The organism is Xenorhabdus bharatensis (genome assembly GCF_037996705.1).
GTDB classification, from domain to species: Bacteria; Pseudomonadota; Gammaproteobacteria; order Enterobacterales; family Enterobacteriaceae; genus Xenorhabdus; species Xenorhabdus bharatensis.
The window spans coordinates 248,622-274,974 of sequence record NZ_JBBMXG010000004.1; the positions used below are offsets into that span (position 1 = coordinate 248,622).

The following is a 26,353-nucleotide window of genomic DNA, read 5'->3' on the forward strand; positions in this document are numbered from 1 at the left end:
TTATTCACTCTTGGGTAATACTGCATTCAGTCGGACCGCAATCTTTTCAGGAATCTGCTTTTCTACTGCCTGAACCGCTTGCTCAATAGCAGCTTTGAATGCATTTTCATTCGCAGCACCATGACTTTTTATGACAATACCACGCAATCCTAATAGTGTTGCGCCGTTATGCTGATCAGGGTTTAGATGACCGAAGCGTTTTGCTATACGTTTAAGCAAAAACTTCCTAAATACTTTCATCAACCATGACGATTTTTTCTTTTGCCCTTCCGGTGACTTAAGCAGAGACAGAACCACTCTGATCGTGCCTTCCATTGTCTTCAGCGTAACATTACCTGCGAAGCCGTCACACACGAGGACATCTGTTTTCCCCGTTAACAGCTCATTTCCTTCCACATAGCCTATATAGTTGATTAACTCACTATTCCGCAAGGTTATGGCGGCTTCGCGGATATTATCCAGCCCTTTGGATTCCTCTTCCCCGATATTAAGTAATGCCACACGTGGATTTTTTACACCCGCAACATCTTCTGCCATTACAGCGCCCATAATGGCAAATTGCACTAACATACGACTATTACAATTAATATTAGCGCCCAAATCTAATACTACTGTTTTTTGTTGTTTCAGATTTGGTATGACCGTCACCAAGGCTGGCCGTTCAATTCCTTCTATCGATTTCAACATCAGTTTAGCCAGCCCCATCAATACCCCTGTATTTCCTGCACTGACACACGCCTTCGCTTCACCGGATTTCACCAGATTTAGTGCAATACGCATCGAAGTACCGTGACTGGAACGAATGGCCTGAGACGGTTTGACATCATTGGCAACAACATGTTCCGCAGGAATAATTTGCAAACGACTGAGCAACTCAGCATTTTTGTTTGCAAGCAAAGGAGAAATGGCCTCGGGGTTACCGACCAACAGTAGTTTTAATCGCGGATTAGATGCCAGTGCCTGCAATGCAGCAGGCACCGTGACGCGAGGACCAAAATCCCCGCCCATAGCATCTAACGCTAAGGTTAGATTAGCCAAGATATCAACTTGCTAATAACTAGCTGAATTACTTGTTGATTACCTTGCGGCCACGGTAGTAGCCATCAGCAGTCACATGGTGACGCAGGTGAGTTTCACCAGAAGTTTTGTCTACAGAGACTTTTGTTGCAGTCAGTGCGTCATGAGAACGACGCATACCACGTTTAGAACGAGTTGGTTTATTCTGTTGTACGGCCATCGACCTTACTCCTTAAGTACTTTTCTTTAAACTGGCTAATACGGCAAATGGGTTTGGTTTTTCTGCTTCAAGAGGCAGTACACCAAACACCATATCCGCGTCGGACACTTCACAGTGTTCAGAATCATGTACCGGAACTACCGGCAGAGAAAGAATTATTTCATCTTCTATCATTGCCAGTAAATCTATTTCGCCAAATTCATTAACCTCAATTGGCTCATACTCTTCCGGTAATGCCTCGGCCCGCTCATCATTGACGACCGGGCTAAAACAATACGTTGTGTGAACATGATGACTGAATTTACCACCACAACGCTGACAGGCAAGTGTAACATCCACATCTGAATGCCCTTTTATAACTGCCAGACGCTGATTATCAATCTGAAATGATAATGAGTTATCTACATCACTATCCACACTGACCACTGATTCTATAAGACGAGACACCTGTTCAGCAGAATAACTGCCAGTGTAGTCTAATCTTTTTTGGGCTGCACGAAGTGCATCAATGGTCAGGGGTAATTTTACCTTCTGCATAAGGCGCGCATATTATCTTTGTAACGGGATATAGTCAAAGAAAAAGGCCACACATCTGCACCTTTCCACCAAATATTCGCTTAATAAGCGGTGCATAGTTTAAAATGCCTGCAAATATTTCTCTACGTATTTTATGGAAAAATGATGCTTCCGATTGTTTTATCATCAACTTCGATATATCGCCGCTTATTACTGGAAAAAATTGGACTGCCTTTTACCTGTGCAGCACCAAATATTGATGAAAGCCCACAGGAGAATGAAAATCCTGAACAATTAGTGATGCGGCTTTCACAAGGAAAGGCTACAGCATTACAACAAGATTATTCCAGTCATCTCATTATAGGTTCAGATCAGGTTTGTATTTTAAATGGAGAGCTAACAGGAAAGCCGCATAATTTTGAGAAGGCTTTCGCACAGTTAAAAAAAGCCAGTGGTCAGTGTGTCACTTTTTACACCGGCATTACATTATTCAATAGTAAAACCGGAAGTACTGATACTCGCTGTGAACTATTTCATGTCTATTTTAGGGAACTTACTGATACTGAAATCATCGGCTACTTGGGAAAAGAACGACCGTTTAATTGTGCCGGCAGTTTTAAAAGTGAAGGTTTAGGGATCACGTTATTTGAAAAATTAGATGGAAAAGACCCCAACACATTAGTTGGCCTGCCATTAATCACACTGACTGAAATGCTTACCCGTCAGGGGGTAAACCCACTGACGGCACATTATTAAGTGAAGAATTATTGCATTACATTTGTCGCAATTTTTTTAAACATTGCCGTAATGCCGCATCCATTGGTGCCTCGAAACGCATGGTTTCACCGGTTGATGGATGCGTAAATTTCAATGAGCTGGCATGCAGAAACAGCCGGTTGATCCCTGTTTCTGTAAGCTGCCCGTCAAACACTTTGTCACCATAGCGATCATCAAATGCAATCGGATGCCCCGCATACAGAGTATGTACACGGATTTGATGAGTACGCCCGGTGACAGGGCTAGCCCGCACTAATGTGGCAAACGCATAACGTTCTTCCACTTTAAAACGCGTTTCAGAAGGTTTACCTTCGCTGCTGACCTTTACGACCCTTTCACCACTTTGCAGAAGATTCTTTAATAAAGGGGCCTGTACAACTTTGCAGTGAGACTGCCACTGCCCACGCACCAGAGCCAGATAATCTTTCTGCATTTGCTTCATGCGTAATTGTTCATGCAGCGAACGTAGAGCCGAACGTTTTTTTGCAACCAGCAAAACCCCGGAAGTATCACGATCAAGACGGTGTACCAGCTCAAGAAAGCGGGCTTCGGGACGTAATGCCCGTAATCCTTCAATAACACCGAAACTTAACCCGCTCCCACCATGCACGGCAGTTCCTGAAGGCTTATTAATGACTAATATATAATCATCTTCATAAAGAATACATTCTGCCAAAGCGGCAACTTTACCCAACTTGGCAGAAACAGGAGCCTCCTGTTTTTCCGCCACTCTGACAGGCGGAATTCTGACAACATCATTTGCTGTCAATTTATATTCAGGCTTGATTCTTCCTTTATTGACTCTAACTTCACCTTTACGCAAAATCCGATAGATCATGCTTTTAGGTACACCTTTTAATCGGGCCAGTAAAAAATTATCAATTCTCTGGCCGGCCTCATCGTCATCAATAGTGACAAACTGTACAACTTGGTTATTTGTTTTCATGGGCGCAATTTTAATTATCCCGCAAACAGAGTGCCACTCATTTTTAAATCATGTATAAATAATATCCACATTTTTATTCTTTATTATTAAATTGTCTTAGAATAAAGGCTAAAGATGAACAACTTATCACTATTTCATGATAAAAAACTCTTAAAGAGATAAAGTCACCTTGCTATCACCCCAATAGCAATGGAATAATGCTTTCCGGCCACGATTTACTAAACTATGAATGGCAGATTGAAATTGTTTGTTATCTGTTTGTTTGAACAAAAACGCAGCAATGGCGTAAGACGTAATGTTTAATCAAACAATTTATGGGCTGTGAGTTGCTACTTACTGGATTGGGTAAAACCTGTACTAATTTATTACAGTATCTCCCAACAAAGAGCGCTGCGTTTCTTACAATGAAAGAAATGAAATTCAGGCTCGCCGACATTTAGGCGCCTCTATACAACCGATAGCCGTGAGGCTGACGGTTTTGTAAAAGACACGAGGCCATCGGTGACCAGTAAGTGCTCCTATTTTTACTCATAGCTCTATACTAATGTAAAAAATAATGAGTAAGTTAGAATGAAAAGAATGTTAATCAACGCAACCCAACAGGAAGAGTTGCGTGTTGCCCTTGTTGACGGGCAACGTCTTTATGATCTGGATATTGAGAGTCCTGGACACGAGCAAAAAAAGGCCAATATCTATAAAGGTAAAATTACACGGATTGAACCCAGCCTTGAAGCCGCATTTGTTGATTATGGTGCAGAGCGACATGGCTTCCTGCCTATAAAAGAAATTGCCCGTGAATATTTCCCCAATAATTACCATGCTCATGGCCGCCCTAACATTAAGGATATCCTTAAAGAAGGTCAGGAAGTCATCGTTCAGGTAGATAAAGAAGAACGAGGCAATAAAGGTGCAGCTTTGACGACCTTTATCAGTCTGGCAGGTAGTTATCTGGTTCTAATGCCGAATAATCCACGAGCTGGCGGTATTTCACGCCGTATCGAAGGTGATGATCGTATCGAATTAAAAGAAGCTCTATCCTCTCTTGATGTACCCGAAGGCATGGGGCTTATCGTTCGTACCGCTGGTGTCGGTAAATCCGCAGAAGCCCTTCAGGGGGATCTGAATTTTCGTCTGAAACACTGGGAAGCTATCAAAAAAGCGGCCAACAGCCATCCGGCTCCTTTTTTGATTCATCAGGAAAGCAACGTAATTGTACGCGCTTTCCGTGATTATCTGCGTCCCGATATTGGTGAAATCCTCATCGATAACCCGAAAATTCTTGATTTGGCACGCCAGCATATCACTGCCCTCGGTCGTCCTGATTTTGCCAGCAAAATTAAACTGTATAGCGGTGAAGTTCCGCTGTTCAGCCACTACCAGATCGAATCCCAGATTGAATCCGCTTTCCAGCGCGAAGTGAGATTGCCTTCCGGTGGCTCTGTTGTCATTGATACTACCGAAGCCCTGACTGCAATTGATATCAACTCATCCCGTGCAACCCGTGGCGGCGATATTGAAGAAACCGCCTTTAATACGAATCTGGAAGCCGCAGATGAGATTGCCCGCCAGTTACGCCTGCGTGACCTTGGTGGTCTGATTGTCATCGACTTTATTGATATGACCCCAGTACGTCATCAGCGCGAGGTTGAAAACCGCCTGCGTGATGCAGTACGTCAGGATCGCGCCCGTATTCAGATCGGCCGCATTTCCCGCTTTGGTTTACTGGAAATGTCACGCCAGCGTTTAAGCCCATCGCTGGGTGAATCGAGCCATCATGTTTGCCCTCGCTGTAGTGGCACAGGAACCATTCGTGATAATGAGTCACTTTCTCTGTCCATTCTTCGTCTGATAGAAGAAGAAGCGCTGAAAGAAAATACTCATCAGGTTCATGCTATTGTTCCTGTACAGATTGCTTCCTATCTGTTGAATGAAAAACGTAAAGCTGTCAGTGCAATTGAACACCGTCAGGGTGGTGTTGGCATTGTTATCGTACCAAATGATCAAATGCAGACACCGCATTTCTCCGTTTTACGAGTTCGTAAAGGCGAAGAAATCTCGGCCCTGAGCTATCAGTTGCCACAAATTCATGAAACAGAAATGGCAACTATTCAGGAAGATGTTCAGCATGAACGCAAACGTCCTGAACAGCCCGCTATTTCCACTTTTGATTTGCCTACTGAAGCTCCAGCGCCTACCGCAGCAAAAGCAAAAGAGAAAAAAGTTGCAGCTAAAGCAAACAATCAACAAAATGCGGAAAAACTTGGTTTATTCAGCCGCTTCTTAAACGCTCTGAAAAAAGTATTCAGCGGCGAAGAAGAGAAACAGCCTCAGGAAAAAACCAAGAGACCTTCAGGTAATGATGGCCGTCGTCCATCAGATCGCCGTAATCCACGCCGCCAAAACCAACGTCGTGAACGTAACGAGAATGAAAATCGTAACAATCGTGAGCGTGATGAGCAGCGTAAAGGTCGTAATGCTCAGGCGAAAAATAACGTTCAGGACAATACTGCAGTAGATAACGAGGCACGTGAAGCTCAGCAGCAACAGCGTCGCGAGCAGCGCGCAGAGCGCCAACGTCGCCGTCAGGAAGAAAAACGCCAGCAACAGTTAGAAAGTAAGGCTCAACAGGCCATTAAACCTGAAGTTCCAGAAGAAGAAATCGAGGAACGTCAACCTGTAATGCCTCGACGCCAGCGTCGCCAGCTTGAGCAAAAGATTCGTATTACAGATAGCGTGAAAGAAGAAACAACTATTACGGCACTGCCGGTAGTTACATCTGATTCTTCACCTGTAATTGCGGAAAAAGAGAAAAAAGTTTCTGTTCCAGCTGTTATCAATCCAGAAACTGAAGCAACAACTCAACCTATCGCGGCAAATGAATCTATTGCTCAGGATACTGCTGAACAAAACGCTGCTGTGTCTGGTGCACAACAAAACGGTTCTCAGCAAAATAGCGAACAGCAAGATAATATCATGCCACGTCGTTCCCGCCGTTCACCGCGTCATTTGCGTGTCAGTGGGCAACGCCGTCGTCGTTATCGCGATGAGCGCAATCTGACTCAGTCACCAGTACCTCTGGCAATCGCAGTAGCTTCACCTGAATTAGCATCCGGTAAAGTTTGGGTTCGTTACCCGATCACCCCAGTGGCGACGACTCCTGAGTCAGAGTTTTCTGTGATTGAAGAAGCAACATCGGAACAATCTGTTGAAATTATGCCAGTACCTGTTGCTGCAAAAACGGCTGAACCAGCACCTATTTTTGCAGAAACTGAAGAGACAGAGCAAACCGCAGTGGCTTATGAAGATGCGAAGCCTGAATCAGTGACCCTATCTCCAGTTGATTCAGCTGTTGAGCCGGTTTCTGGACAGACTGATGAGCCTGCTCAAGAAGCCACCAAGTCTGCTGTCAGACATGAAGTTTCACATCAGGCTGAAACTGCACCTGACACAGTGCAATATGGCTCTGAGGAAAAAGTTCCTCACGTAGCAGAACCTATCATTGTGGACTCTATCGCTGAACAGGAACATCATGAAGAACAGCAGACTGTCGCAACGGAAGTATGCTCTCAGACAGCAGAAGTTAAAGCGAAAGAGACAAAAACTGCTGAGTCTCAGGTCATCGTGGCAAAAAATCATCACGCTTATTCCCCAATGACTAAAGCTCCGGCACCGGATATGGCTGCACAGCCAGTCATTATTAGTGAATGGGAACGCCCTTCTCATTCATATAAAGGAAAAGGTGGTGCGGGTGGACACTCTGCAACAAATGTCGCAACATCTGGAATGTCAAAACCACAAACATTTGAGTAATTACATATTGTAATTCCTGATAAATCAAATGGCTCCTGAGTACAGGAGCCATTTTTATCTCTTACTCCACAAACATTTCACAAAAGCCAGTCTGTTTCATTTCCTTTGCTCATTGATTCCAATAAACTCAGATAATTATCATTTAAAGCGGTGAATTATTATGAGTGAAATCACATCTATGAGGCCCTGGTTAATTTTTGGTGCCGGCAAAGGTATCGGACGCCATCTGGTTAATATCGCACTAGAAAAAAACCGTCCTGTTAGCGCATTGATCCGTAACAAAGAGCAGGCTGCAATACTGAGTTCAATGGGCGTAAACGTAATACAGGGTGATGCCTGTGACAGCAGAAGCATAGAAAAAGTGATTGAGCATGCCGGAGAAAATCCGATTGTTTTTTCAACTATTGGTGGCGGTAATTCAGACCACCTTGGCAATATGGCTATTATAGATGCACTGGAAAAGGCTCAGATCTCACGAATGCTTCTGGTTACATCCATCGGATGTGGAGATAGCTGGCATACTTTATCACCACGCGCCAAATCATTATTCGGCCAGTCAGCCAGACTTAAATCACTGGCAGAAAGTTATCTGCAAACCAGTAGATTAGATTTCACTATTATTCGTCCGGGAGGGTTGACTGATCAGGCTGGTACAGGCCATTGTCAGCGTTATCAGGGAGAAGTTCATGGTATGGTAAGTCGCAAAGATGTCGCTCAGCAATTAAATCAAATGTCTGAGGATAAAGGGACTTACTCTCAGATTTATGCTTTGGTTGACCCTGAATTAAAGCCTAACTGGAATTGATAAAGTAACCACGCCTCATGGCGTGGTTAAAATAATGCCTTATTTTACTCCGCTATCCATTGCCTTGAGCTTTTTAGATAATTCCCGGCGCTCTTTAGACAGCTCAGCATTTTTGATGATATATTCATCAACCCGCTCTTCATAGTCACTGCGCATATGGGCAATTATTCCCTGAATATCTTCAACTGACATTCCAGGTTTAATGTAATCACTGAGATTATCCAGCAACAATACGCGTTTTTGGTTATCACGAATTTTTTTCTCATTGTCTACGATCTCACGCTGTAATTTATTTTTTCGACGGAAGATACGTACAAACTCTAAGACATTATGGAATGTTGGTTTATTCGCGTTGTCCATTTTTCACACCTTTACTTAATCAGAATGATAATTTTTTATGCTAATTACACAATACAATCTCAGGTAATATATAAACAAGCTAGTTTCGATGATATTTAAATATTTTTTTAATTTATTTCACCAGCTTTAACCAACGATACATCCCTTGTGATCTCGGTGATGTCAGCTTATACCCCATTTTTTCATAAAATTCCGGTTTATCAGCAATCAAGGAAACATAAGAGCCCGGCAAAGCCTGAGTTTCCAACCAAGCATCAATCCGATTCATGACTCTCTTCCCTAACCCTTTTTTCTGGTAGTCAGGGTCAATCATGATATCGACTATTTCAAAGAAGCAGGCTCCATCACCAATAACTCGCCCCATGCCGATTAATTTTCCTTCATCACGTAAGCAAATAGCAAACAATGAATTCGGTAATCCTTTTTCTGCTGCCTCAATGGATTTAACCGACAACCCTGCCCGTTCACGTAATGTGACATATTCCTGCGCAGTCGGAAGCACTTCTGTAACTTCTATCATTACTTTCATTCTCCATATGATTCGAGTATTCAGATTGTTTCAGATATGGTTTACCATATCTTCCAACCAATAGACAACAGATGCAGAATTGCCTTGAGTAACGATAAAAAACCCACTTTTTACTTTCATGATTATGAAACCTTTGGCATACATCCAGCCTTAGATCGCCCTGCACAGTTTGCGGGAGTTCGGACTGATAGTGATTTTAATATCATCGAAGAACCTCTCGTGGTGTACTGCGCTCCGGCTGATGATTACCTGCCTGAGCCTGAAGCTGTCATGATCACGGGAATTACTCCCCAGCTGGCACTGAAAAAAGGGGTGAATGAGGCAGAGTTTACACGCCTGATCCATTCTGAATTCAGCAAACCCAATACCTGTATCCTCGGATATAACAATATCCGCTTTGATGATGAAGTCAGCCGGAATATTTTTTATCGCAATTTTTATGATCCCTATGCCTACAGCTGGCAAAAAGGTAATTCTCGCTGGGATCTTCTCGATGTGTTGCGCGCTTGCTATGCCCTGCGTCCGGAAGGCATTATCTGGCCGGAAAATGATGACGGGCTACCCAGTTTTAAACTGGAGCAACTGACAAAAGCGAATGGAATCGAGCATGCTCATGCGCACGATGCTATGTCAGACGTTTACGCGACTATTGCTATGGCGAAACTGGTTAAAACGGCTCAGCCTAAATTATTTGATTATTTTTTCCAGTTAAGAAATAAGCAGAAAGTCAGCAATCAGATTGATATTCCACAAATGAAGCCTCTTGTGCATGTATCAGGCATGTTTGGTTCTTTACGCAGTAATATCAGCCTGATAGCACCTTTAGCATGGCACCCGACAAACCGAAATGCCGTTATCATGTGCGATTTAGCTGGGGACATTACGCCTTTGCTGGATCTGGATGCTAATGAATTACGTGAACGTCTGTATACCCGTCGGGATAAATTACAGCCGGATCAGTCTCCTGTTCCCATCAAACTTGTGCACATCAATAAATGCCCGATCATTGCGCCTGAAAATACTCTGCGACCACAGGATGCGGAGCGGGTTGGGCTGGATCGTCATCAGTGCGCACAAAATCTGGCTATCTTACGGAGCAATCCACAAATCCGGGAAAAAATAGTCGAATTATTTTCCCAACCAGAAGAATTTCCGGAATCCGATAATGTTGATGCCAAACTATATAGTGGCTTTTTCAGCGATGCGGATAAAACCGCAATGGAAATTATTCGTGAAACCACACCACAAAATCTGCCTGCATTAGATTTAACATTTCAGGACTCTCGTATTAAAGATCTCCTGTTCCGTTATCGTGCCAGAAATTATCCGGCAACATTGGATTATGGTGAACAACAGCGTTGGTTACAGCATCGTCGGGAAATATTCACTCAGGAAAATATCACTCAATATTTTGCGACTATTGAGCGGCTTTTTATTGAATATCAATCCGATGAAGAGAAGTGCCGTCAGTTAAAAGCATTAATAGATTATGCCGTCCAACTGGCTGAGTAAATTTAAACAGAAAAAGACAAAGCCTGAGCCTTGTCTTTTTCTATCTTTATCCACCATTACCCATTATTCTGACCATGTTGGTGAACCGAACATTTATCAGTACACTGCAATCCCTGCTTTTCTCCCCAATTCTTTAATTTAGATGTTTTACCAATACCCGGATTCAGACTGTTAGTCGGATCATTTATTTGATAAAACTGTTTAAGCTGAGGTTTAGCCTTATACAGATGCCCAACATTATGCTCAGCAGGATATTCCGCCCCTCTCTGGTTTAAGATTTCCAGCATTTGCTCTTTCAGGGCTCCAATATCCGTACCTTTTTTGACAATATAATCCTGATGAAATACATGACACATAAAGTGTCCATAATATAAACGATGAACTAAGGCTTCATTAATTTGCGGAGGAAGATGCTCAAACCACTCAAGGTCATTACGCCGTAGAGCAATATCTAACGCCAGAATATCCTCCACTTCATCACTGTGTACTGCCTGATATCGGATTGCTGCTCCTGCTGCCGCAAAGCGATGTAAAAACGCTTTAGCACCTTCTTCCGGCGTACAAGAAAAATAATCACCGTCTGCCTGTTTGAAATAATTTTCCAGCCACTCATTAGCTTCTTTTATTCCTTCACCAGACATTTTCAGCATCAAATGATGTTCGAAACGATCACTATAAGTTTTAAGCCGCGTTGGTAAATGTGAAGGCAATAAGCCACTTAGCCACTGCATTACGCGATCTATTGAATGGGTAGGCAAAAAAGGAATTTTTTCGAAGATGGCATCCAGTCGCCCCTTTACACTGAAAAACATCGGCATTTTATCTGTACCGAGTTTATCAATCATAACAAAAGTATCTTTGCCATAAACTTCAGCAATATCAAAAATATCCCGGTGCATATATTCACCGGCAACCGGCAAGTGTTTAAAGTTTGATAAAATATGTCTGCGTAACTCAGTCAAAACTTCTGGCTGATTAGTGCCGATATAGAATACCTGATTAAGAGGCTCTGCCGGAAAGGTATCTAGACGCACAGCAAAAACAACGAGTTTCCCTGCACAACCGGAAGCCTCAAATAATCTGCGCTCATCAGCATTAAAGCGCGATGGAGTATCTGCCTCAATATCACGAACACGATGGGCATATTCATGATCAGAAGCTACTCTGCCATTTTTTTGAATATCTTCCGCACGATAGCGCCGCTCTTCCAGACAGGTCAGAATGTCTTCCGGTGAGTCACCCAAAGCTATGCCTAAATGATTAATCAGTTCAGCTTCGCCTTTCTCATTCACTCGCCCATATAAAGCCATTTCTGTATAAGCAGGGCCACGCTGCACCAGAGAACCACCAGAATTATTACAAATTCCCCCTATAACCGATGCGCCAATACAGGAAGAACCAATGACTGAATGTGGTTCACGCGCCAGAGGTTTTAGTACTTTTTCTAAATGCCATAATGTGCTGCCGGGAAACGCAACAACTTGATTGGCAGATTCAAGAAACTGTATTTTATCCATTCTCAGTGTACTGATAATGATAATATCGCGATCATAATCATCACCATTAGGGGTAGAACCTTCGGTTAACCCTGTATTCGCCGCCTGCATTAAAATAATTTTGTCTGCCTCTACACATGCCTTGAAAATTTTCCATTGCTCCAGTAATGAGCAGGGAGAGACAACAGCAAGAGCACTTCCCTGTCCAGAGCGGAAACCTGTGCGATAACGCTCTGTTTTTTGTGGTTCGGTGAGAATATGAGCGCTACCCACAATGTGGGTAAGCGTTGCTATGAGTTGCTGATTTTGTGGGGTATTAGCATCATTCATAATGGTTTGCTTACCTTATGCAGAGCCGAATATATATTAGTGACGAAATGAGTAAAGGATGAAACTTAATCTATTATTGTAACTTTTTAATTTATTATCCATAAAAAAACAGCACCTAATGGGTGCTGTTTCGGAAAAGCGATATCGCAGTGTATCTTATGTAGACTCGCTGAATTGTGGCATAGGTTGACGGAAACTACGGGTCAGGAAGAACATATAAAGCAGACCGACGCCCCCCCAAATCAGACCTAACTCCATAGAGCTGGCTTCCAGATTCGTCCACAGTACGCCCACTGTTCCAGCACCAAACAGAGGCAGAAGCAGGAAATTGATAGTATCTTTCAACGTCGAGTTGCGGCGCTCACGAACATAGAATTGAGCAATGACTGACAAATTCACGAATGTAAATGCAACCAGTGCACCGAAATTGATCAGTGCGGTTGCCGTGACTAAGTCTAAAAACCCGCTTGAAAGTGCAACAATTCCGACCAGAATAACGTTGATTGAAGGTGTGCGCCATTTTGGATGGACATAAGCAAAAACTTTCTCTGGCAGTACACCATCACGCCCCATCACATAGAGCAACCGGGCCACACCTGCATGCGCAGCCATACCGGAAGCCATTACCGTGACGCAGGAGAAGACCAGAATAATAGCCTGGAAGAACGCTCCAGCGACAAACAGCATAATTTCTGGCTGAGATTCATCCGGGTTTTGGAACCGGGATACATCAGGGAAATAAAGCTGTAGGAAATAAGATACGGCAATAAAGATAACACCACCGATTAATGCAGTAAGGAAAATCGCTTTGGGAATCACCTTGCCCGCATTAGGCGTTTCTTCAGACAAAGACGTAATGCCATCAAAGCCAAGGAATGAGAAGCAGAGTATCGTTGCCCCTGTAATCATTGGAATTAATTGTGCTTCTTCTGATGTAAATGGTCGGGCACTCCATAATGTGCCAGCCCCTTCACCGTTATGTATGCCGTGCATTAATAAACCGACGAACACCACCATAACAGCAATCTGTACCACAACAATAAGACCGTTAAGATTGGCAACAACATTAATGCCACTCAAATTGAAAACGGTCATTAACACCGCCAGACCAACTACGAAGACCCACGGATCAATACCGGGGAAAATAGCCTGAAGGTAAATTTTTGCCAGCAGGATGTTGATCATCGGCATAAGCAGATAATCCAACAAAGATGACCAACCTACCATAAACCCAAGATGGGGATTCATTGATTTTTGTACGTAAGTGTAGGCAGAACCTGCTGATGGGAATCTTTTTACCAGTTTCCCGTAACTCAAAGCAGTAAATAAAATTGCAATCAACGCAATAGCATAAGATGTCGCAACATGCCCATCCGTCAATTTGGAAACAATACCGAAGGTGTCAAAAATAGTCATCGGCTGCATATAAGCAAGGCCCATCATGACTACCTGAAATAAGGTCAGTGTTCTTCTTAGCTGAACACGATTGCTGGCACTTGCCTGAACAGTCCCGAGAGTAGCAGTAGGATTATGCGACATGAGCGAAACCTCCCATAACTTCGATCTGGGCATTACTACAACTACTTAATCGATAGTTACTGGGTAGACTTCGCATCTGTCTATAAACAGAAAAGAAAGAAAAGGTGGGAGATAACGAATTCACTGAGGACCATGCCCCATAGTCATCGTTGCAGCAGCTAGCGCCGATTGGCACAAGTGCAAAAGCGAATAATTGCTCCATAATTGCGTTCCTCAGTACAGCAGCCTTTTTATAGTCGCTGCTAATGGTCAGTATCGATCCGGAAAATATCCGGCCTCTCGGTGTTGTAAAAAATAACTCAATGCAAAAAAAATAACTGATGCATAATTACACATCAGTTATTTTTAGTGGGCGGCATTTTGCACTTCAAGTCCAGAAATAGCAAGACCCATCACACTAAAAATTCATTATTTTTTACAATACTAAAGAGCCTACATAAACTGCTTCTTACCGAAAGAATTCATGAAGGTAATGCTAGCCTATCCACTGATAGAGATTTGATAAACTTGTAGCACAAAAGTAAATTATTGGCTATTTAATTATGAATAGTATGAAATGAAAAACCTGCTCTTAATCATAGTTCTGATAAAGAGCAGGTTTAATATTGGTTTAAACGTTAATTATAATGACTTAAATTAATAATAAATTAAATGTTAATTAGAAGTCATAATTAATGCCGACTTGGTAACGGCGGCCATCGAGGGTTGCACCGTGTACTTTATCAGTCACTTGTTTATCAAATACGTTGTAAACGCCACCCAATACACGTACGTTCTTCATTATGCTATAAGTCACACCCATATCAACAAAGGCATAAGAAGGTGTTCCGCTATTCATTGATGAGCGATATAGATAATTCTTCGTTTTTCCGCGGAAATTGAGGCGTGTCCACGTTTCCATTTCTGGTAGGGTCTGCCAGCTTAAGGTTGCATTAGCCATATGTGTAGGTATCTTGTTCAGTGGCTGGCCCTTAAAATCGCCTGTCTTCTGCTTAGAGTGAGAGTAGGTGTAGTTTGCTGCCAATGATAAGTTTTCTACGATATCCCAGTTCAAAGTGGTTTCTACACCACGAATGTTGGCTTTATCGACGTTTATGTTCTGGCTGACAAAATCATAGTCCTTACCAATTGCATTACATGCAGCTGTATCGTTACAAAGGCGGAACTCTGTGATTTTATCTTTGAAGTCTGTATTAAAGACGGTAACGCCGATATTGAGGCCATCTTGGTTATTCCAGATAACACCAATTTCTTCATTAGTGCTTTTCTCTGGCTTCAGGGATGGGTTGCTTTCAATCACTCCTCTCGAATACCCACCACCCGTTCCATGCAGCCAATTAGGTGCAACCTGACGTAATTCAGGTGAACGATAACCCGTTGTGACACCACCTTTAATCGTCCATTGTTCATCAGCATGCCAAACACCGTACAAACGAGGGGTGACATGGGCACCAAAAAGCTGATCTTTATCCAGACGCGCTCCGGCTGTCAGGGAAAAATCGTTGGTGATTTGCCATTCATCTTCAGCAAATAATGCCCAACTCCAGCGGGTAATATTATTTATCCCTTTTTCCGCCATTTTTTTATTTTCGCGATCATTCAGGTCTTCGTAACGATATTGCCCACCGACACTTAAGGTATTATCACCTAAATTAAATGTAGTCTGATTGCTAAACATTGTATCCGCGAATTTCATCATACGTTCAGGGTTTTTCGACTCATCCCGCTGAATATAAGACGTCATTGTACCGAAATCATAAACACCATTATGTGTTATCGAATAGTTATTACGTTTATAACGGCTGATATCATCTTTGCAAACATCTCCCCTACAAGTACGGGTCTTACCAATCGTAGAATCACGATCCTGCTCATAACGACCGGCTTCAAACTCAAAGCTATTTTGTTCATCCGGTGTTAAAGACAGTGCTACCGTGCCATTACGCATCTCTTGCTTTTTATAACCGCTGATAAACTTATCTTCATTACGATGAGAGAATAAGCCCGTCGCCTTAACGCCCAGTAAGCCATCAATCAACGGCCCTGCTACATACGCACTGGTTTGATAGCTATTACCTGATTTTTTGCGCTCGGTCAGGGTAGTATCTGCACGTAAGCTACCGTTCCATTCTTTATGCACTTTACGGGTAATAATATTGATAACACCACCCATAGCATCAGAACCATAAAGGGAAGACATTGGCCCACGGACAACTTCAACGCGCTCAATGGATGCTAATGGCGGCAACCAGCCCTGCTCAATACCTGCACCATCACTGTTTGGTCGGGTACGGCGAGTGTCAACACGCTTACCATCCACCAGAATCATCGTATATTTTGATGACATACCACGAATGCTGATATCACTGCCACTTCCACCACCAGTAACCATAACGCCCGGCACATCTTTCAGTGCATCCGTTACATCACGGTAGGCTTTAGTTTCCAATTGTTCACGGCTGACCACTGAAATAGAGGCTGGCGCATCTTCAATTTTTTGTTGGAAGCCTGAAGCAGTAGTAACAATAATTTTATCTTCACCATTATTCGCTGCATTAGCAGCTAAAACAGCACTAGATGAAATAGCAGCAATAATACCTAAGACGACTTTTTTCTTTGCAAAAACGACCATTCCCGATTCTCCAAAAGGTAGAATAGAACAATTTAATTAATCTGGATAATCGACATAAACTCAAAGTGCAGGGATAAGTACGCTTATCCCCACCAGTGTTATTTTTATTTACTCTACAGTTTTAATAAAACAGTTTATGCTTTTTATTATTTTAGCTGGCCAAATCCGTTACAAGGCCATCAATTAATACTTGAGGCACTCCCTGAGAACAACGCTCTATCCGCCCCTTGACACCATATACCTGAGCTAAACTATCAGGTGTAATCACCTGTTCTGGTAAACCCTCAGAAATTAATTCACCCTTTTTTAACATCAATATATGGTCACCATGACGCAGTGCAATATTAATATCGTGTACAACAACCACGGTAATAATATTCCGGCGACGTGTTTCACGTGCAACCAAATCCATAACGTGATACTGGTAATTTAAATCCAGCGCACTTAATGGTTCATCTAATAATAATAATGTCGGCTTTCTGATTAATGATTGTGCCAAACCAACCAATTGTTTTTGTCCACCTGATAATTGATCTAAATAGCTTAAAGCTAAATGTTCAATACCAAGCTGACGTAACAGTTCCATCACTTCCTGTTCGCATTGGTCACCAGTTACTCCACCAGATGCACGCTGGGCAACAATAACAGATTCAAGCACATGTAGATGGACACCCGCAGGTAACGACTGAGGCAAATAAACGACATTCTGCGCACGTTGAGCAAAATTCATCTGCATCAAATCCTGCCCATCCAGCAACAAAGCACCATTAGCTTTGTTTAAACCAGCCAGTGAACGCAGTAATGTTGACTTTCCGCTACCATTCGGCCCGAGTAATACGGTAATTTTACCCCGAGGCAATGGATTAGCATCCAGACTTTCAATAACGGGGTGTTTGGGATAACCAGCCGTAAACCGGCTTATTTTTAACCCTTGGCTCATACACTCCCCCTATGGCGCAAAACAATGCTCAGGAAGAAAGGTACACCCACCAAAGATGTCACAATACCAACAGGTATAATGACTCCGGGAATTAAATTTTTAGATGCAATCGATGCTATCGATAATACCAGCGCACCAATTAACGCACTTGCAGGTAGGTAGAAACGGTGATCTTCACCAAACATTAATCTGGCAATATGAGGAGCAATCAGACCAATAAAAGCAATCGGCCCGACAAATGCCACTGCTAATGCAGTTAAGATACTGATACGCAAAAGCGTTCCCAGACGAAGACGACGGATATTGATACCAAAGCTGGTCGCCCTATCTTCTCCTAAACGTAATGCAGTCAGTTTCCAGGAGTTCATCATAGAAACAGGCATAAGGATCAAGAGCACCAGCAACATAACACCCAGTTTTAACCACGTTGCTTTTGAAAGGCTGCCCATCGTCCAGAACACCAGCCCCTGCAACGTATCTTCCGTTGCAATAAATTGCATCATGGAAACCAGCGCATTGAAGGTAAAGACCATCGCAATACCAAAGAGCACCACACCCGATGTTGCAACTTTTGTCCAACGCGTAATGCCATCAAGCATCAGCGCAGCTAACAACGCAAAAATAAAAGCATTTGCAGAAATAAGCCACTGATCAGGTATGCCCGGAATACCAATGCCCAGTACGATTGCCAATGCCGCACCAAAAGAGGCGGCATTGGAAACACCCAGAGTAAAAGGACTGGCCAGCGGGTTATTCAAAATAGTTTGCATTTCTGCACCCGCCAGGCCCAATGATAAACCAACCACTACCGCCATCAAGGCATAAGGTAATCGGATATCCCAGACAATTACCCGGGTTCCTGCATCCACACTCTCCGGTGAAACCAGAGTCTGCCAGAGAGCCGATAAAGATAACCCTGATGGCCCCATTGTAAAATCTAATACTAAAGAGACGCCGATAACCAAAATTAGCAACAACATCCATGCAATACGCCGATGCAGGATATGACGATAGTGTGCTTTGATATCGCACTCATTCTGTTGTTTCACCATTGGCATAGGCTCGGTAGTGACACTCATTTCTATTACCTGTTACTGCTTATTTTTCACTGACCCAATAGGTGCCTGCTGGTTCTACTGCCAGGAACTTAGTGTGAAGGTCTTTTAATGTCTGCTGTGGATCTAAATCAGCAAATTGTTCAGGATAAAACCATTTAGCAAAAACTTGTGTCACTACAACGTTATAAGGCGAGTTGTAGTAATGGTGCCAGATAGCATGGGTACGGCCTTCTTTCACCGCTGTCAGAGTATTGATACCTCTGCGCTCTGTCATCGCTTTCAAACCTGCGAGGGCAGTTTCCGGGGAAGTCTGTGCCCCCATCTGGATACCTTCACCTTTCTCGCCGGGGTCCTGAGCGCCGCTGGCAATATAGATATAAGGATCAGCCGTAATTACTTTTTCCAGATTCATCGTGCCCAATGGTACTGGCAGAACTTCTTTAGCAATATTTTTACCGCCTGCAAGGTCAATGAAATTACCCATGTTGCCATTGCCCGCAGTACCACAACAATCTTCGATAGAACCTGCTCTCAGCTCAATAAAGACCGAAGGTTTCTGCTCTGCCGGAATACGGTTGGTAATATCAGTGACCAGTTTCTGATTCTTTTCATAAAAATCAGCATAAGCGTTTGCCTGCTCCTCACGGTGCAGTACTTTACCCAGCATACGAATGCTCGGCAGTGTGTTTTTCAGTGGGTCGTTACGGAAATCGACAAAAACAACAGGAACGCCTGCTTTTTCTAATTGTTTAACCAGTTCACTGTGTTTGCCCGGGCCATGACCGGATAAACCAAAAATAGCCACATCAGGGTTCAATGTCAGTACTTTTTCAGAACTGACAGTATCGGCAGTGGTGTTGCCTATCAGGGGAATATCATCAATTTCAGGGAATTTTGCTTTATAGATAGAGTAGGTTTGTGGGTCAAGCTTGCGGAAATCACCCTGCCAGCCCGCAATACGCGCCAGAGGTTTATCTCCTTCTAACACTGCGATTGAATGGAATAAACGACCTTCACCCAACAGGATACGATTCACCTTTGCAGGCACTTCTACAGTACGCCCAGCAACATCAGTGACTGTTTCGGCCCATGCAAAACTTGTCATCATCGCAGAGCTTGCCAATAGGCTGATACTCGCGCCTTTCACGACTGTCTGAAATCCAAACTTCACTTTAGTTAGCCTCTTCAAGCAATAATTTTGCTGTTAACAATAAAGCAAATAAGAATACTTATCAATGCGATTGATTCGGTATATCCGAAATTTAATGACGATAATTTTGCTTTAACTCCATGAAAAATAAAAACTGCCGATTCCATCACAGAACAGGCAGTTGTTTGCAAAATAAAAGTAATAATGCATTAATTAATAAATATCATTTCATCAAATTATTATTAACATTTCATTCATGGTACGTATGCTTTATCGCCGGAAAATCCATCTCATTGTATTTGACGAAACGTGTTTTATTTTTCAGCTTATAACCAAACCAAATGAGCAAGAATAGCGGAATACCAATATAAGTCGCCGTCACACCGTACCAGTCTATCGTATCCTGCAAAAACGCCTGATAGTTCTGGCCCAGAGTGATCAGCAGACACAAAGCAAAGGCAAAAATCGGCCCGACAGGGAAAAAGCCGGAGACATAGGGCAGTTCATTGATATTACGTCCCTGAGCGACATAACCTTTACGGAAACGGTAATGGCTTATTGCAATACCAAGCCATGCAATAAACCCGGTCATACCCGAGGTATTCAGCAGCCACAAGTACACAGTCTGGTTACCGAACATGGAGCTGAGAAAGCATAATCCTGCAACCACCGTTGTGGCATAAAGCGCATTACGAGGAACACCGCCTTTTGATAAATGCCCAAAAATCTTAGGTGCTTTACCTTCCCGTGCCAATGTAAATAACATGCGGGTAGAAGCATACATTCCTGAGTTTCCGGCAGAAAGCACAGCAGTTAAGATCACTGCGTTCATTACCGCTGCGGCTGACAACAGACCAGCATTTTCAAATACCAGTGTGAAAGGGCTGACACTGATGTCTTTTACGCCATTTCTTAACAGACTTGGGTCAGTATAAGGAATGATCAGGCTGATGATTAGAATGGCGAATACATAGAATAATAAGATACGCCAGAATACCTTACGCACAGCACGAGGAATATTTTTTGCAGGATCTTTTGATTCTCCGGCGGTAATCCCAATCAGTTCAGTCCCCTGAAATGAGAAACCCACAATCATTGCAACCCCGATCATGGCTGCAAATCCACCAGCAAATGGAGCCTCACCTATAGTCCAGTTATGCCACCCTGCCCCTTCTGCACCTTTCATAATACCGACGATCATTAAAATCCCGACGATGATGAAAACAATCACCGTAGAGACTTTAATCAAAGAGAACCAATATTCTGCCTCGCCGAAGCTTTTTACTGAGATGAAATTCAGCAGGAAAATCAGGCTGAGGAACAAAGCACTCCATATCCATCCCGGTACATCCGGAAGCCAGTACCCCATAACCAACTGGGCAGCCACAAGGTCAACCGCGATCGTAACAGCCCAGTTATACCAGTAGTTCCAGCCTAGTGCGAAGCCAAAGCCTTCATCAACATACTTTGAGCCATAAGTGGAAAATGACCCTGAAACCGGCATGTAAGCAGCCAATTCACCCAGACTGGTCATCAGAAAATAGACCATCAGGCCGATCAGCGCATATGAAAGCAAGGCTCCACCGGGGCCAGCCTGTGAAATTGTTGCTCCGGAAGCAACAAATAACCCAGTACCAATTGAACCGCCAATGGCTATCATCGCCATATGTCGTGCTTTTAGCTCACGACGCAGATTTTTGGGCGCCTGCTCCTGTGGCACGCTTTGTTCTTGAGACATTCTATTCCTATATCATCGAGAATAATTTCTAATGCGGAATTGTAACAAATCCTCGTCCCCAGAATAGCGGCGATTGGTGGTTATAAGATACCTTCATGATCAGCCCCTCATTATAAGCTACACGATTATAGGTATCTTAATTCTTTAATTTCATAGTATTGGCTCAACATTACTGACAGTAGCTTAATAACTTTTGTAACGCATTAGATATATGTTTCTGCCGGTGATAAATAAGATAAAGCGTACGAGAAAGATTTAGACCCGGTATCACCAGTTCAACCAGTGTGCTGTTTTTCAGTTGCTCCCGGACAACCCGGCGTGACAGGCAGCTGATCCCCATACCATACTGGACTGCATGCTTAATTGCTTCCGAGTTCCCCAGCTCCATGGCAATATTGAATCTGGGCATTTGTGAAAAAAGCAACTGATCAAGTACTTCCCGTGTTCCTGAGCCTTTTTCCCTCAATATCCAGGGGGCTTTAATTAAATCTTCCAAAGTCAGATTAGAACGCACAAGCGGGCTATCTGGTGAGGAAAAAACGATCAGTTCATCTTTCATCCATGGCTGGGTAATTAAATCCGGGTTATGACATAACCCTTCAATAAATGCCAAGTCAACCCGGAATTCAGCAACCGATTTAATGACATCTTCAGTATTACTGATATGTAATTCCAGCGGCGTATCCGGAAAGTCCTTACGATATTTCGCCAGCATTTCAGGCAACATATAATTACCAATCGTGCTACTGGCTGCCAGTCGCAGTGCTCCCATTTCCAATTTAAAAAGCTGTTCCACCTCTCCAGTCTGCTCAAGCAACGCCAGAGCTTTCGGGTAAAGCAAGCGACCATGTTCATTGGTAACGAGTCGTTTTCCAACCCTGTCAAAAAGCTGTACTCCCAATTGACCTTCAAGATCTGTCAGTGAAGCACTCACCGCAGATTGTGATAAAGCTAATTGTTGAGAAGCCTGTGTCGTTGAACCACTTTTCAGAACTTCTGCAAAAATCTCCAGCTGTCTCAGAGTGATACGCATATGGCCTCGCGGGAAACATAAAAGTAAATTGAAATGATAAGATAACTTTGATTCTAGACACTATTACGCAACTTAACAAAAGTCATGCTCTATCTACCTGTTTTAATAATCAATCATATAAATATAATCAATTTTTACGATTAAATGATTTGCTATATGCTTATTCATAAAACATATAAGCGATATGAGCGACAACTATGTCTAAAAGTAAAACAGTGCCTGAAAATCAACTGAATAAAATGGGTACTATTCATTGTCATCCCTTACTGCGACTCCTTCCCGGGCTGATACTAACAGCAATACTGACTGCCGCCGCCACTTATTTGAGCCAGCTCTCTCTACTCATTAATATGGGACTCAGTATCCTGACTATCGCGATTCTAATAGGAATTATTATTGGGAATACACTATATCCTTCATTAAAACCAATCTGCGGCAATGGAATTAATTTCACTAAACACTATCTGTTAAGAGCCGGTATCATTCTTTATGGTTTTAGACTGACATTCCAGCAGATCACTGATGTTGGTATAGCCGGCATATTGATTGATGTCATTATGCTTTCTTCTACGTTCTTTATCGCGTTATGGCTAGGACGTGTTTTTTTCAAAATAGATGACCAGACAGTCATGTTAATCGGAGCGGGTAGCAGTATCTGTGGCGCTGCCGCAATCATGGCTACTGAGCCTGTCGTGAAAGCTTCTGCCGACAAAGTCGCTGTTGCCATTTCTACCGTTGTGATATTCGGCACTCTTGCCATCTTTATTTATCCCTGGTTTTATCAACTCAACATTCATTACCAGTGGTTTCCTTTCTCTCAGATAGAGTTTGGTCTATTTTCTGGCTCAACTATTCATGAAGTTGCTCAAGTCGTTGCCGTTGGTCATACACAAGGAAACGCAGCCGAAGACACTGCTGTTATCAGCAAAATGATCCGCGTCATGATGCTAGCGCCCTTTTTATTACTACTTTCGGGTTATCTTAGTCGGGTGAAATCTAAAAACTGTGTCAATGATCATGGAAAATCGCCAATTACCATTCCGTGGTTTGCCATCTTTTTTATTGTCATGGCGGCTTTCAACTCTTTCCATTTATTACCAGAGTCTATTGTCAGCTACATCATAACCATTGATACTATTTTGCTGGCAATGGCTATGGCTGCTTTAGGATTAACAACACATATCAGTGCCATTCGTCAGGCCGGCACCAAACCGATTTTGTTAGCCTTCTTTTTGTTTATCTGGCTTATGGTTGGCGGATTGATTATCAACAAAGGCATTCATCATTTACTTAGCTGAGATTTTCACCTGAAAAAACAATGTCACTTATCAGCCAACTGACAGTATCCACCTTACCGAATTTCATTAACCACAAGAACAATGCATAATTAATGAAACAGAACAGGAGAAAGATATGAAATTTGTTGGAGCCCATGTGAGCGCTGCGGGTGGAGTGGATCAGGCAGTGATTCGAGCCCATGAATTAAAAGCAACTGCTTTTGCCCTATTCACGAAAAATCAGCGTCAATGGAATGCCCCTCCTCTGTCAACAGAAGTCATTGATAAGTTTAAGGCGGATTGTGAACGTTACGGTTACGGCAAAGGTCAGATCCTTCCTCACGATAGTTACCTGATTAATCTGGGTCATCCGGAATCTGAAGGGCTGGAAAAATCCCGTGCCGCATTCCTTGATGAAATGCAGCGTTGTGAGCAACTAGGCATTGATTTACTCAATTTCCATCCCGGAAGTCACCTGAAAAAAATTGATATCGATAAATGTCTTGCCCGTATCGCTGAATCTATCAATATTGTATTAGACCAAACTCAGGGGGTCACCGCAGTGATTGAAAATACTGCCGGGCAGGGCACTAACCTTGGCTTCAAATTTGAACAACTGGCAGCCATTATTGAGGGTGTTGAAGATAAAAGCCGGGTTGGTGTCTGCATCGATACCTGCCACGCTTTTGCAGCCGGTTATGACTTACGTACTGAGCAGAACTGCAATGCCACATTCAAAGCATTCGACGATATTGTCGGTTTCAAATACCTGCGAGCCATGCATCTTAATGATGCCAAAAGCGAGTTTTCCAGCCGTGTTGACCGGCATCACAGCCTTGGTGAAGGCAACATAGGAAAGACCCCCTTCAGCTATATCATGAAAGATGATCGTTTCAATGGCATTCCTCTGATACTTGAAACGATCGATCCGGATATCTGGGATCAGGAAATTGCGTGGCTGAAATCCCAGCAAAGTTAATTATCTGACGGGTGTCAATTGGATCTTCGACATCATTGATGCCAGTTCAGTACGACTTCTGATCCCTACATCAGGCTGGCTAACCGTCAGAGCAGAAACTGCGGTTGCCAGACGCAATGTATGTTCACTGGATTCACGCATCAGTAAACCATAAACCAACCCACCAACCATAGAATCTCCGGCACCAACAGTACTGATAACGTCACAATAAGGTGGTTTCGCCAACCATGCGCCGGAAGCATTCACCCATAATGCTCCTTGCTCACCCAGTGAAATAACAACATGAGCGATCCCTTTGTGGCGCAACTGATGAGCCGCTTCAATAATGCTATCTAAATCCGGCAATGGTTTACCCGCCCAGATTTCTAATTCATAACGATTCGGTTTCACCAGCCATGGCGTTGCTTTGAGGCCAGCTGAAAATGCTTCCCGACTACTGTCAAAAATAATACAGGGACAACATTGCTGTAACTGTTTCATCCAGTCAGTAAATGATTCAGGCGAAACTCCCTCAGGCAAGCTACCACTAACCACAACCATATCAAACTGCCCAAGCCATGAGAGAGAATCAGTAATAAACTGCTCCCATTCCTTTTCTGTCACATGGAAACCAGAGAAATTAAAATCAGTCACATCACCATATTTTTCAGTTAGTTTCACATTGATGCGTGTTCTGCCAGAAACTAAATGAAAACGGTTAATCATCTTGTTTTCATCGAAAAAATGCTGAAAACCGTCCTGATTTTCTTTTCCCAGAAAACCGCTGACGGTGACATCAATACCCAAATCACGTAGTACCTTCGCAACATTATTACCTTTTCCGGCAGCATGTAACCCTGCGGTGCGTACACGATTAACGGTTCCTTTAATAATATCTGGACACAGGCCAACTAAATCATAAGCTGGATTTAAGGTTATTGTGGCAACTCGACGGCTCATCTTGCCCAGTATCTCCTGAATAAATAGTCATAAATCACATTAAAATTCCTCGACTATTTATAACATCAAAATTGAATCGTTTCAGTTAAATTTAATATCAGATTGGTCATTGTGTTATCTCAATCCAAAAGTAAAAATATCGACAACCGATAATTTTTTATCCGATGAAGAAAAAAGGCCTTCAGTTAATTTAAAGTTTCCCCCACAGAGAAAAACTTTACGAGCAAAGGAATAAATCAATGTCAGTCGTTGTTGGAGTTGGTGTCATTATCATTAATGATAAAGGTGAAATTTTGCTGGGAAAGCGGACGGGTAAACATGCCCCGTACTGGTCAATATTTGGCGGACATGTTGATCCCGGTGAAACATTTGAAGAATGTGCTATCCGTGAAATTCAGGAAGAAATTGGCTTAAACATTCAAAATCCGCAAGTTTATGGGATCTGCAATAACATCCAAACCTATCGTGAAGAAGGAAAGCATACTATTTCTGTCTGCTTGATGGCCCACCATCCCGGCGGAGAACCGCGCCTGATGGAACCAGAAAAATGTGACCAACTTATCTGGTGTGATCCTAACAACCTTCCAGAGCCTCATTTTGAAGCCAGTCGTAGTGCAATTAAACTCTGGCAAGAGAAAAAGTTCTATTTGCCTGCCTGATATACAAATACACTGCCAATATCGACAAAAGGCAGTGTATCTGAAATCAGACAAAAGCCATTTACCTATCTCTTTGATTAATTGTTTACAC

The 26,353-nt window shown here is 42.9% G+C and carries 22 protein-coding genes; 7 read left to right on the forward strand and 15 right to left on the reverse strand.

All coding sequences use genetic code 11. From position 1 onward, the window contains the following. From plsX to yceD, 3 genes are read right to left on the reverse strand one after another with little or no spacing between them, the layout of a single operon-like run. Entirely contained in the window at nt 1-1,038 is a 1,038-nt protein-coding gene (gene plsX, locus AAC855_RS06035) for a phosphate acyltransferase PlsX (RefSeq protein ID WP_340608715.1), read from the reverse strand. Between the two features lie 28 nt (nt 1,039-1,066). Further along, nucleotides 1,067-1,237, reverse strand: a complete 171-nt coding sequence (gene rpmF, locus AAC855_RS06040; protein ID WP_099110961.1) for a 50S ribosomal protein L32 — start codon at nt 1,235-1,237, stop codon at nt 1,067-1,069. A gap of 12 nt (nt 1,238-1,249) precedes the next feature. Continuing rightward, nucleotides 1,250-1,774 (reverse strand): 23S rRNA accumulation protein YceD, encoded by a 525-nt coding sequence (gene yceD / locus AAC855_RS06045; protein WP_340608716.1) that lies wholly within the window; start codon nt 1,772-1,774, stop codon nt 1,250-1,252. Between the two features lie 144 nt (nt 1,775-1,918). Between yceD and AAC855_RS06050 the strand changes: the two genes are divergently transcribed. Beyond that, entirely contained in the window at nt 1,919-2,509 is a 591-nt protein-coding gene (locus AAC855_RS06050) for a Maf family protein (RefSeq protein WP_340608753.1), read from the forward strand. A 16-nt stretch (nt 2,510-2,525) separates the two neighbouring features. Here AAC855_RS06050 and rluC read toward each other — a convergent pair whose 3' ends face one another. Then, the gene (rluC, locus tag AAC855_RS06055; RefSeq protein ID WP_340608717.1) at nt 2,526-3,476 is read right to left on the reverse strand and encodes a 23S rRNA pseudouridine(955/2504/2580) synthase RluC; all 951 of its coding nucleotides are present in this window, start codon (nt 3,474-3,476) and stop codon (nt 2,526-2,528) included. A gap of 570 nt (nt 3,477-4,046) precedes the next feature. Here rluC and rne point away from each other — a divergent pair. Next, a complete protein-coding gene (gene rne / locus AAC855_RS06060; protein ID WP_340608718.1) occupies nt 4,047-7,286 on the forward strand; it encodes a ribonuclease E in 3,240 nt (1,079 codons plus the stop codon). A 178-nt stretch (nt 7,287-7,464) separates the two neighbouring features. Then, nucleotides 7,465-8,091 carry an SDR family oxidoreductase gene (locus tag AAC855_RS06065; protein ID WP_340608754.1) on the forward strand — a complete coding sequence of 209 codons (627 nt, stop codon included), beginning with the start codon at nt 7,465-7,467 and terminating at the stop codon, nt 8,089-8,091. 39 nt (nt 8,092-8,130) lie between these two features. Here the strand turns inward: AAC855_RS06065 and tmaR are convergent, their stop codons facing one another. Beyond that, nucleotides 8,131-8,451, reverse strand: a complete 321-nt coding sequence (gene tmaR / locus AAC855_RS06070; protein WP_340608719.1) for a PTS system regulator TmaR — start codon at nt 8,449-8,451, stop codon at nt 8,131-8,133. Nucleotides 8,452-8,563: 112 nt separating this feature from the next. Next, nucleotides 8,564-8,971 (reverse strand): GNAT family N-acetyltransferase, encoded by a 408-nt coding sequence (locus tag AAC855_RS06075; RefSeq protein ID WP_340608720.1) that lies wholly within the window; start codon nt 8,969-8,971, stop codon nt 8,564-8,566. Nucleotides 8,972-9,064: 93 nt separating this feature from the next. Here AAC855_RS06075 and sbcB point away from each other — a divergent pair, with 93 nt between their 5' ends. Beyond that, entirely contained in the window at nt 9,065-10,492 is a 1,428-nt protein-coding gene (sbcB, locus tag AAC855_RS06080; protein WP_340608721.1) for an exodeoxyribonuclease I, read from the forward strand. Nucleotides 10,493-10,548: 56 nt separating this feature from the next. On the opposite strand, the gene dld is transcribed toward sbcB, so the two are convergent. The 8 genes from dld to yieE form a co-directional block, all read right to left on the reverse strand. Then, nucleotides 10,549-12,318 carry a D-lactate dehydrogenase gene (gene dld, locus AAC855_RS06085; protein ID WP_340608722.1) on the reverse strand — a complete coding sequence of 590 codons (1,770 nt, stop codon included), beginning with the start codon at nt 12,316-12,318 and terminating at the stop codon, nt 10,549-10,551. 156 nt (nt 12,319-12,474) lie between these two features. Next, nucleotides 12,475-13,857 carry an APC family permease gene (locus AAC855_RS06090; protein ID WP_340608723.1) on the reverse strand — a complete coding sequence of 461 codons (1,383 nt, stop codon included), beginning with the start codon at nt 13,855-13,857 and terminating at the stop codon, nt 12,475-12,477. 658 nt (nt 13,858-14,515) lie between these two features. Then, entirely contained in the window at nt 14,516-16,489 is a 1,974-nt protein-coding gene (locus AAC855_RS06100) for a ligand-gated channel protein (protein WP_340608724.1), read from the reverse strand. Between the two features lie 151 nt (nt 16,490-16,640). Further along, nucleotides 16,641-17,429 carry an ABC transporter ATP-binding protein gene (locus AAC855_RS06105; RefSeq protein WP_340608725.1) on the reverse strand — a complete coding sequence of 263 codons (789 nt, stop codon included), beginning with the start codon at nt 17,427-17,429 and terminating at the stop codon, nt 16,641-16,643. Continuing rightward, nucleotides 17,426-18,508 (reverse strand): FecCD family ABC transporter permease, encoded by a 1,083-nt coding sequence (locus AAC855_RS06110; RefSeq protein WP_340608726.1) that lies wholly within the window; start codon nt 18,506-18,508, stop codon nt 17,426-17,428. Before AAC855_RS06110 ends, AAC855_RS06105 begins: the two co-directional genes overlap by 4 nt. Nucleotides 18,509-18,527: 19 nt before the next feature. Next, nucleotides 18,528-19,658, reverse strand: coding sequence for an ABC transporter substrate-binding protein (locus AAC855_RS06115; RefSeq protein WP_340608727.1), 1,131 nt, complete (start codon nt 19,656-19,658; stop codon nt 18,528-18,530). A gap of 229 nt (nt 19,659-19,887) precedes the next feature. Next, on the reverse strand, nt 19,888-21,375 hold the full coding sequence (locus tag AAC855_RS06120; protein WP_340608728.1) for an amino acid permease: 1,488 nt from the start codon (nt 21,373-21,375) through the stop codon (nt 19,888-19,890). A 169-nt stretch (nt 21,376-21,544) separates the two neighbouring features. Continuing rightward, nucleotides 21,545-22,408, reverse strand: a complete 864-nt coding sequence (gene yieE, locus AAC855_RS06125) for a DNA-binding transcriptional regulator YeiE (RefSeq protein WP_340608729.1) — start codon at nt 22,406-22,408, stop codon at nt 21,545-21,547. A 197-nt stretch (nt 22,409-22,605) separates the two neighbouring features. Here yieE and AAC855_RS06130 point away from each other — a divergent pair, with 197 nt between their 5' ends. Together AAC855_RS06130 and nfo are read left to right on the forward strand one after the other, a co-directional pair. After that, the gene (locus AAC855_RS06130) at nt 22,606-23,706 is read left to right on the forward strand and encodes a YeiH family protein (RefSeq protein WP_422824356.1); all 1,101 of its coding nucleotides are present in this window, start codon (nt 22,606-22,608) and stop codon (nt 23,704-23,706) included. 115 nt (nt 23,707-23,821) lie between these two features. Beyond that, nucleotides 23,822-24,664 (forward strand): deoxyribonuclease IV, encoded by an 843-nt coding sequence (nfo, locus tag AAC855_RS06135; RefSeq protein WP_340608730.1) that lies wholly within the window; start codon nt 23,822-23,824, stop codon nt 24,662-24,664. On the opposite strand, the gene fruK is transcribed toward nfo, so the two are convergent. Next, the gene (fruK, locus tag AAC855_RS06140; protein ID WP_340608731.1) at nt 24,665-25,603 is read right to left on the reverse strand and encodes a 1-phosphofructokinase; all 939 of its coding nucleotides are present in this window, start codon (nt 25,601-25,603) and stop codon (nt 24,665-24,667) included. A gap of 239 nt (nt 25,604-25,842) precedes the next feature. On the opposite strand from fruK, the gene AAC855_RS06145 reads away from it, so the two are divergent. Next, nucleotides 25,843-26,262: a nucleotide triphosphate diphosphatase NUDT15 gene (locus tag AAC855_RS06145; RefSeq protein WP_340608732.1), complete on the forward strand. Its 420-nt coding sequence runs from the start codon at nt 25,843-25,845 to the stop codon at nt 26,260-26,262. The last annotated feature ends 91 nt before the right edge of the window (nt 26,263-26,353 follow it).

Coding starts and splice junctions, on each gene's coding strand:
- AAC855_RS06145 (WP_340608732.1), top strand. CDS start 25,843: ATGTCAGTCGTTGTTGGAGTTGGTGTCATTATCATTAATGATAAAGGT.
- AAC855_RS06120 (WP_340608728.1), bottom strand. CDS start 21,375: ATGTCTCAAGAACAAAGCGTGCCACAGGAGCAGGCGCCCAAAAATCTG.
- AAC855_RS06075 (WP_340608720.1), bottom strand. CDS start 8,971: ATGATAGAAGTTACAGAAGTGCTTCCGACTGCGCAGGAATATGTCACA.
- rne (WP_340608718.1), top strand. CDS start 4,047: ATGAAAAGAATGTTAATCAACGCAACCCAACAGGAAGAGTTGCGTGTT.
- fruK (WP_340608731.1), bottom strand. CDS start 25,603: ATGAGCCGTCGAGTTGCCACAATAACCTTAAATCCAGCTTATGATTTA.
- yieE (WP_340608729.1), bottom strand. CDS start 22,408: ATGCGTATCACTCTGAGACAGCTGGAGATTTTTGCAGAAGTTCTGAAA.
- AAC855_RS06090 (WP_340608723.1), bottom strand. CDS start 13,857: ATGTCGCATAATCCTACTGCTACTCTCGGGACTGTTCAGGCAAGTGCC.
- AAC855_RS06050 (WP_340608753.1), top strand. CDS start 1,919: ATGCTTCCGATTGTTTTATCATCAACTTCGATATATCGCCGCTTATTA.
- AAC855_RS06100 (WP_340608724.1), bottom strand. CDS start 16,489: ATGGTCGTTTTTGCAAAGAAAAAAGTCGTCTTAGGTATTATTGCTGCT.
- AAC855_RS06110 (WP_340608726.1), bottom strand. CDS start 18,508: ATGAGTGTCACTACCGAGCCTATGCCAATGGTGAAACAACAGAATGAG.
- yceD (WP_340608716.1), bottom strand. CDS start 1,774: ATGCAGAAGGTAAAATTACCCCTGACCATTGATGCACTTCGTGCAGCC.
- tmaR (WP_340608719.1), bottom strand. CDS start 8,451: ATGGACAACGCGAATAAACCAACATTCCATAATGTCTTAGAGTTTGTA.
- dld (WP_340608722.1), bottom strand. CDS start 12,318: ATGAATGATGCTAATACCCCACAAAATCAGCAACTCATAGCAACGCTT.
- AAC855_RS06130 (WP_422824356.1), top strand. CDS start 22,606: ATGTCTAAAAGTAAAACAGTGCCTGAAAATCAACTGAATAAAATGGGT.
- rpmF (WP_099110961.1), bottom strand. CDS start 1,237: ATGGCCGTACAACAGAATAAACCAACTCGTTCTAAACGTGGTATGCGT.
- AAC855_RS06065 (WP_340608754.1), top strand. CDS start 7,465: ATGAGGCCCTGGTTAATTTTTGGTGCCGGCAAAGGTATCGGACGCCAT.
- AAC855_RS06105 (WP_340608725.1), bottom strand. CDS start 17,429: ATGAGCCAAGGGTTAAAAATAAGCCGGTTTACGGCTGGTTATCCCAAA.
- nfo (WP_340608730.1), top strand. CDS start 23,822: ATGAAATTTGTTGGAGCCCATGTGAGCGCTGCGGGTGGAGTGGATCAG.
- rluC (WP_340608717.1), bottom strand. CDS start 3,476: ATGAAAACAAATAACCAAGTTGTACAGTTTGTCACTATTGATGACGAT.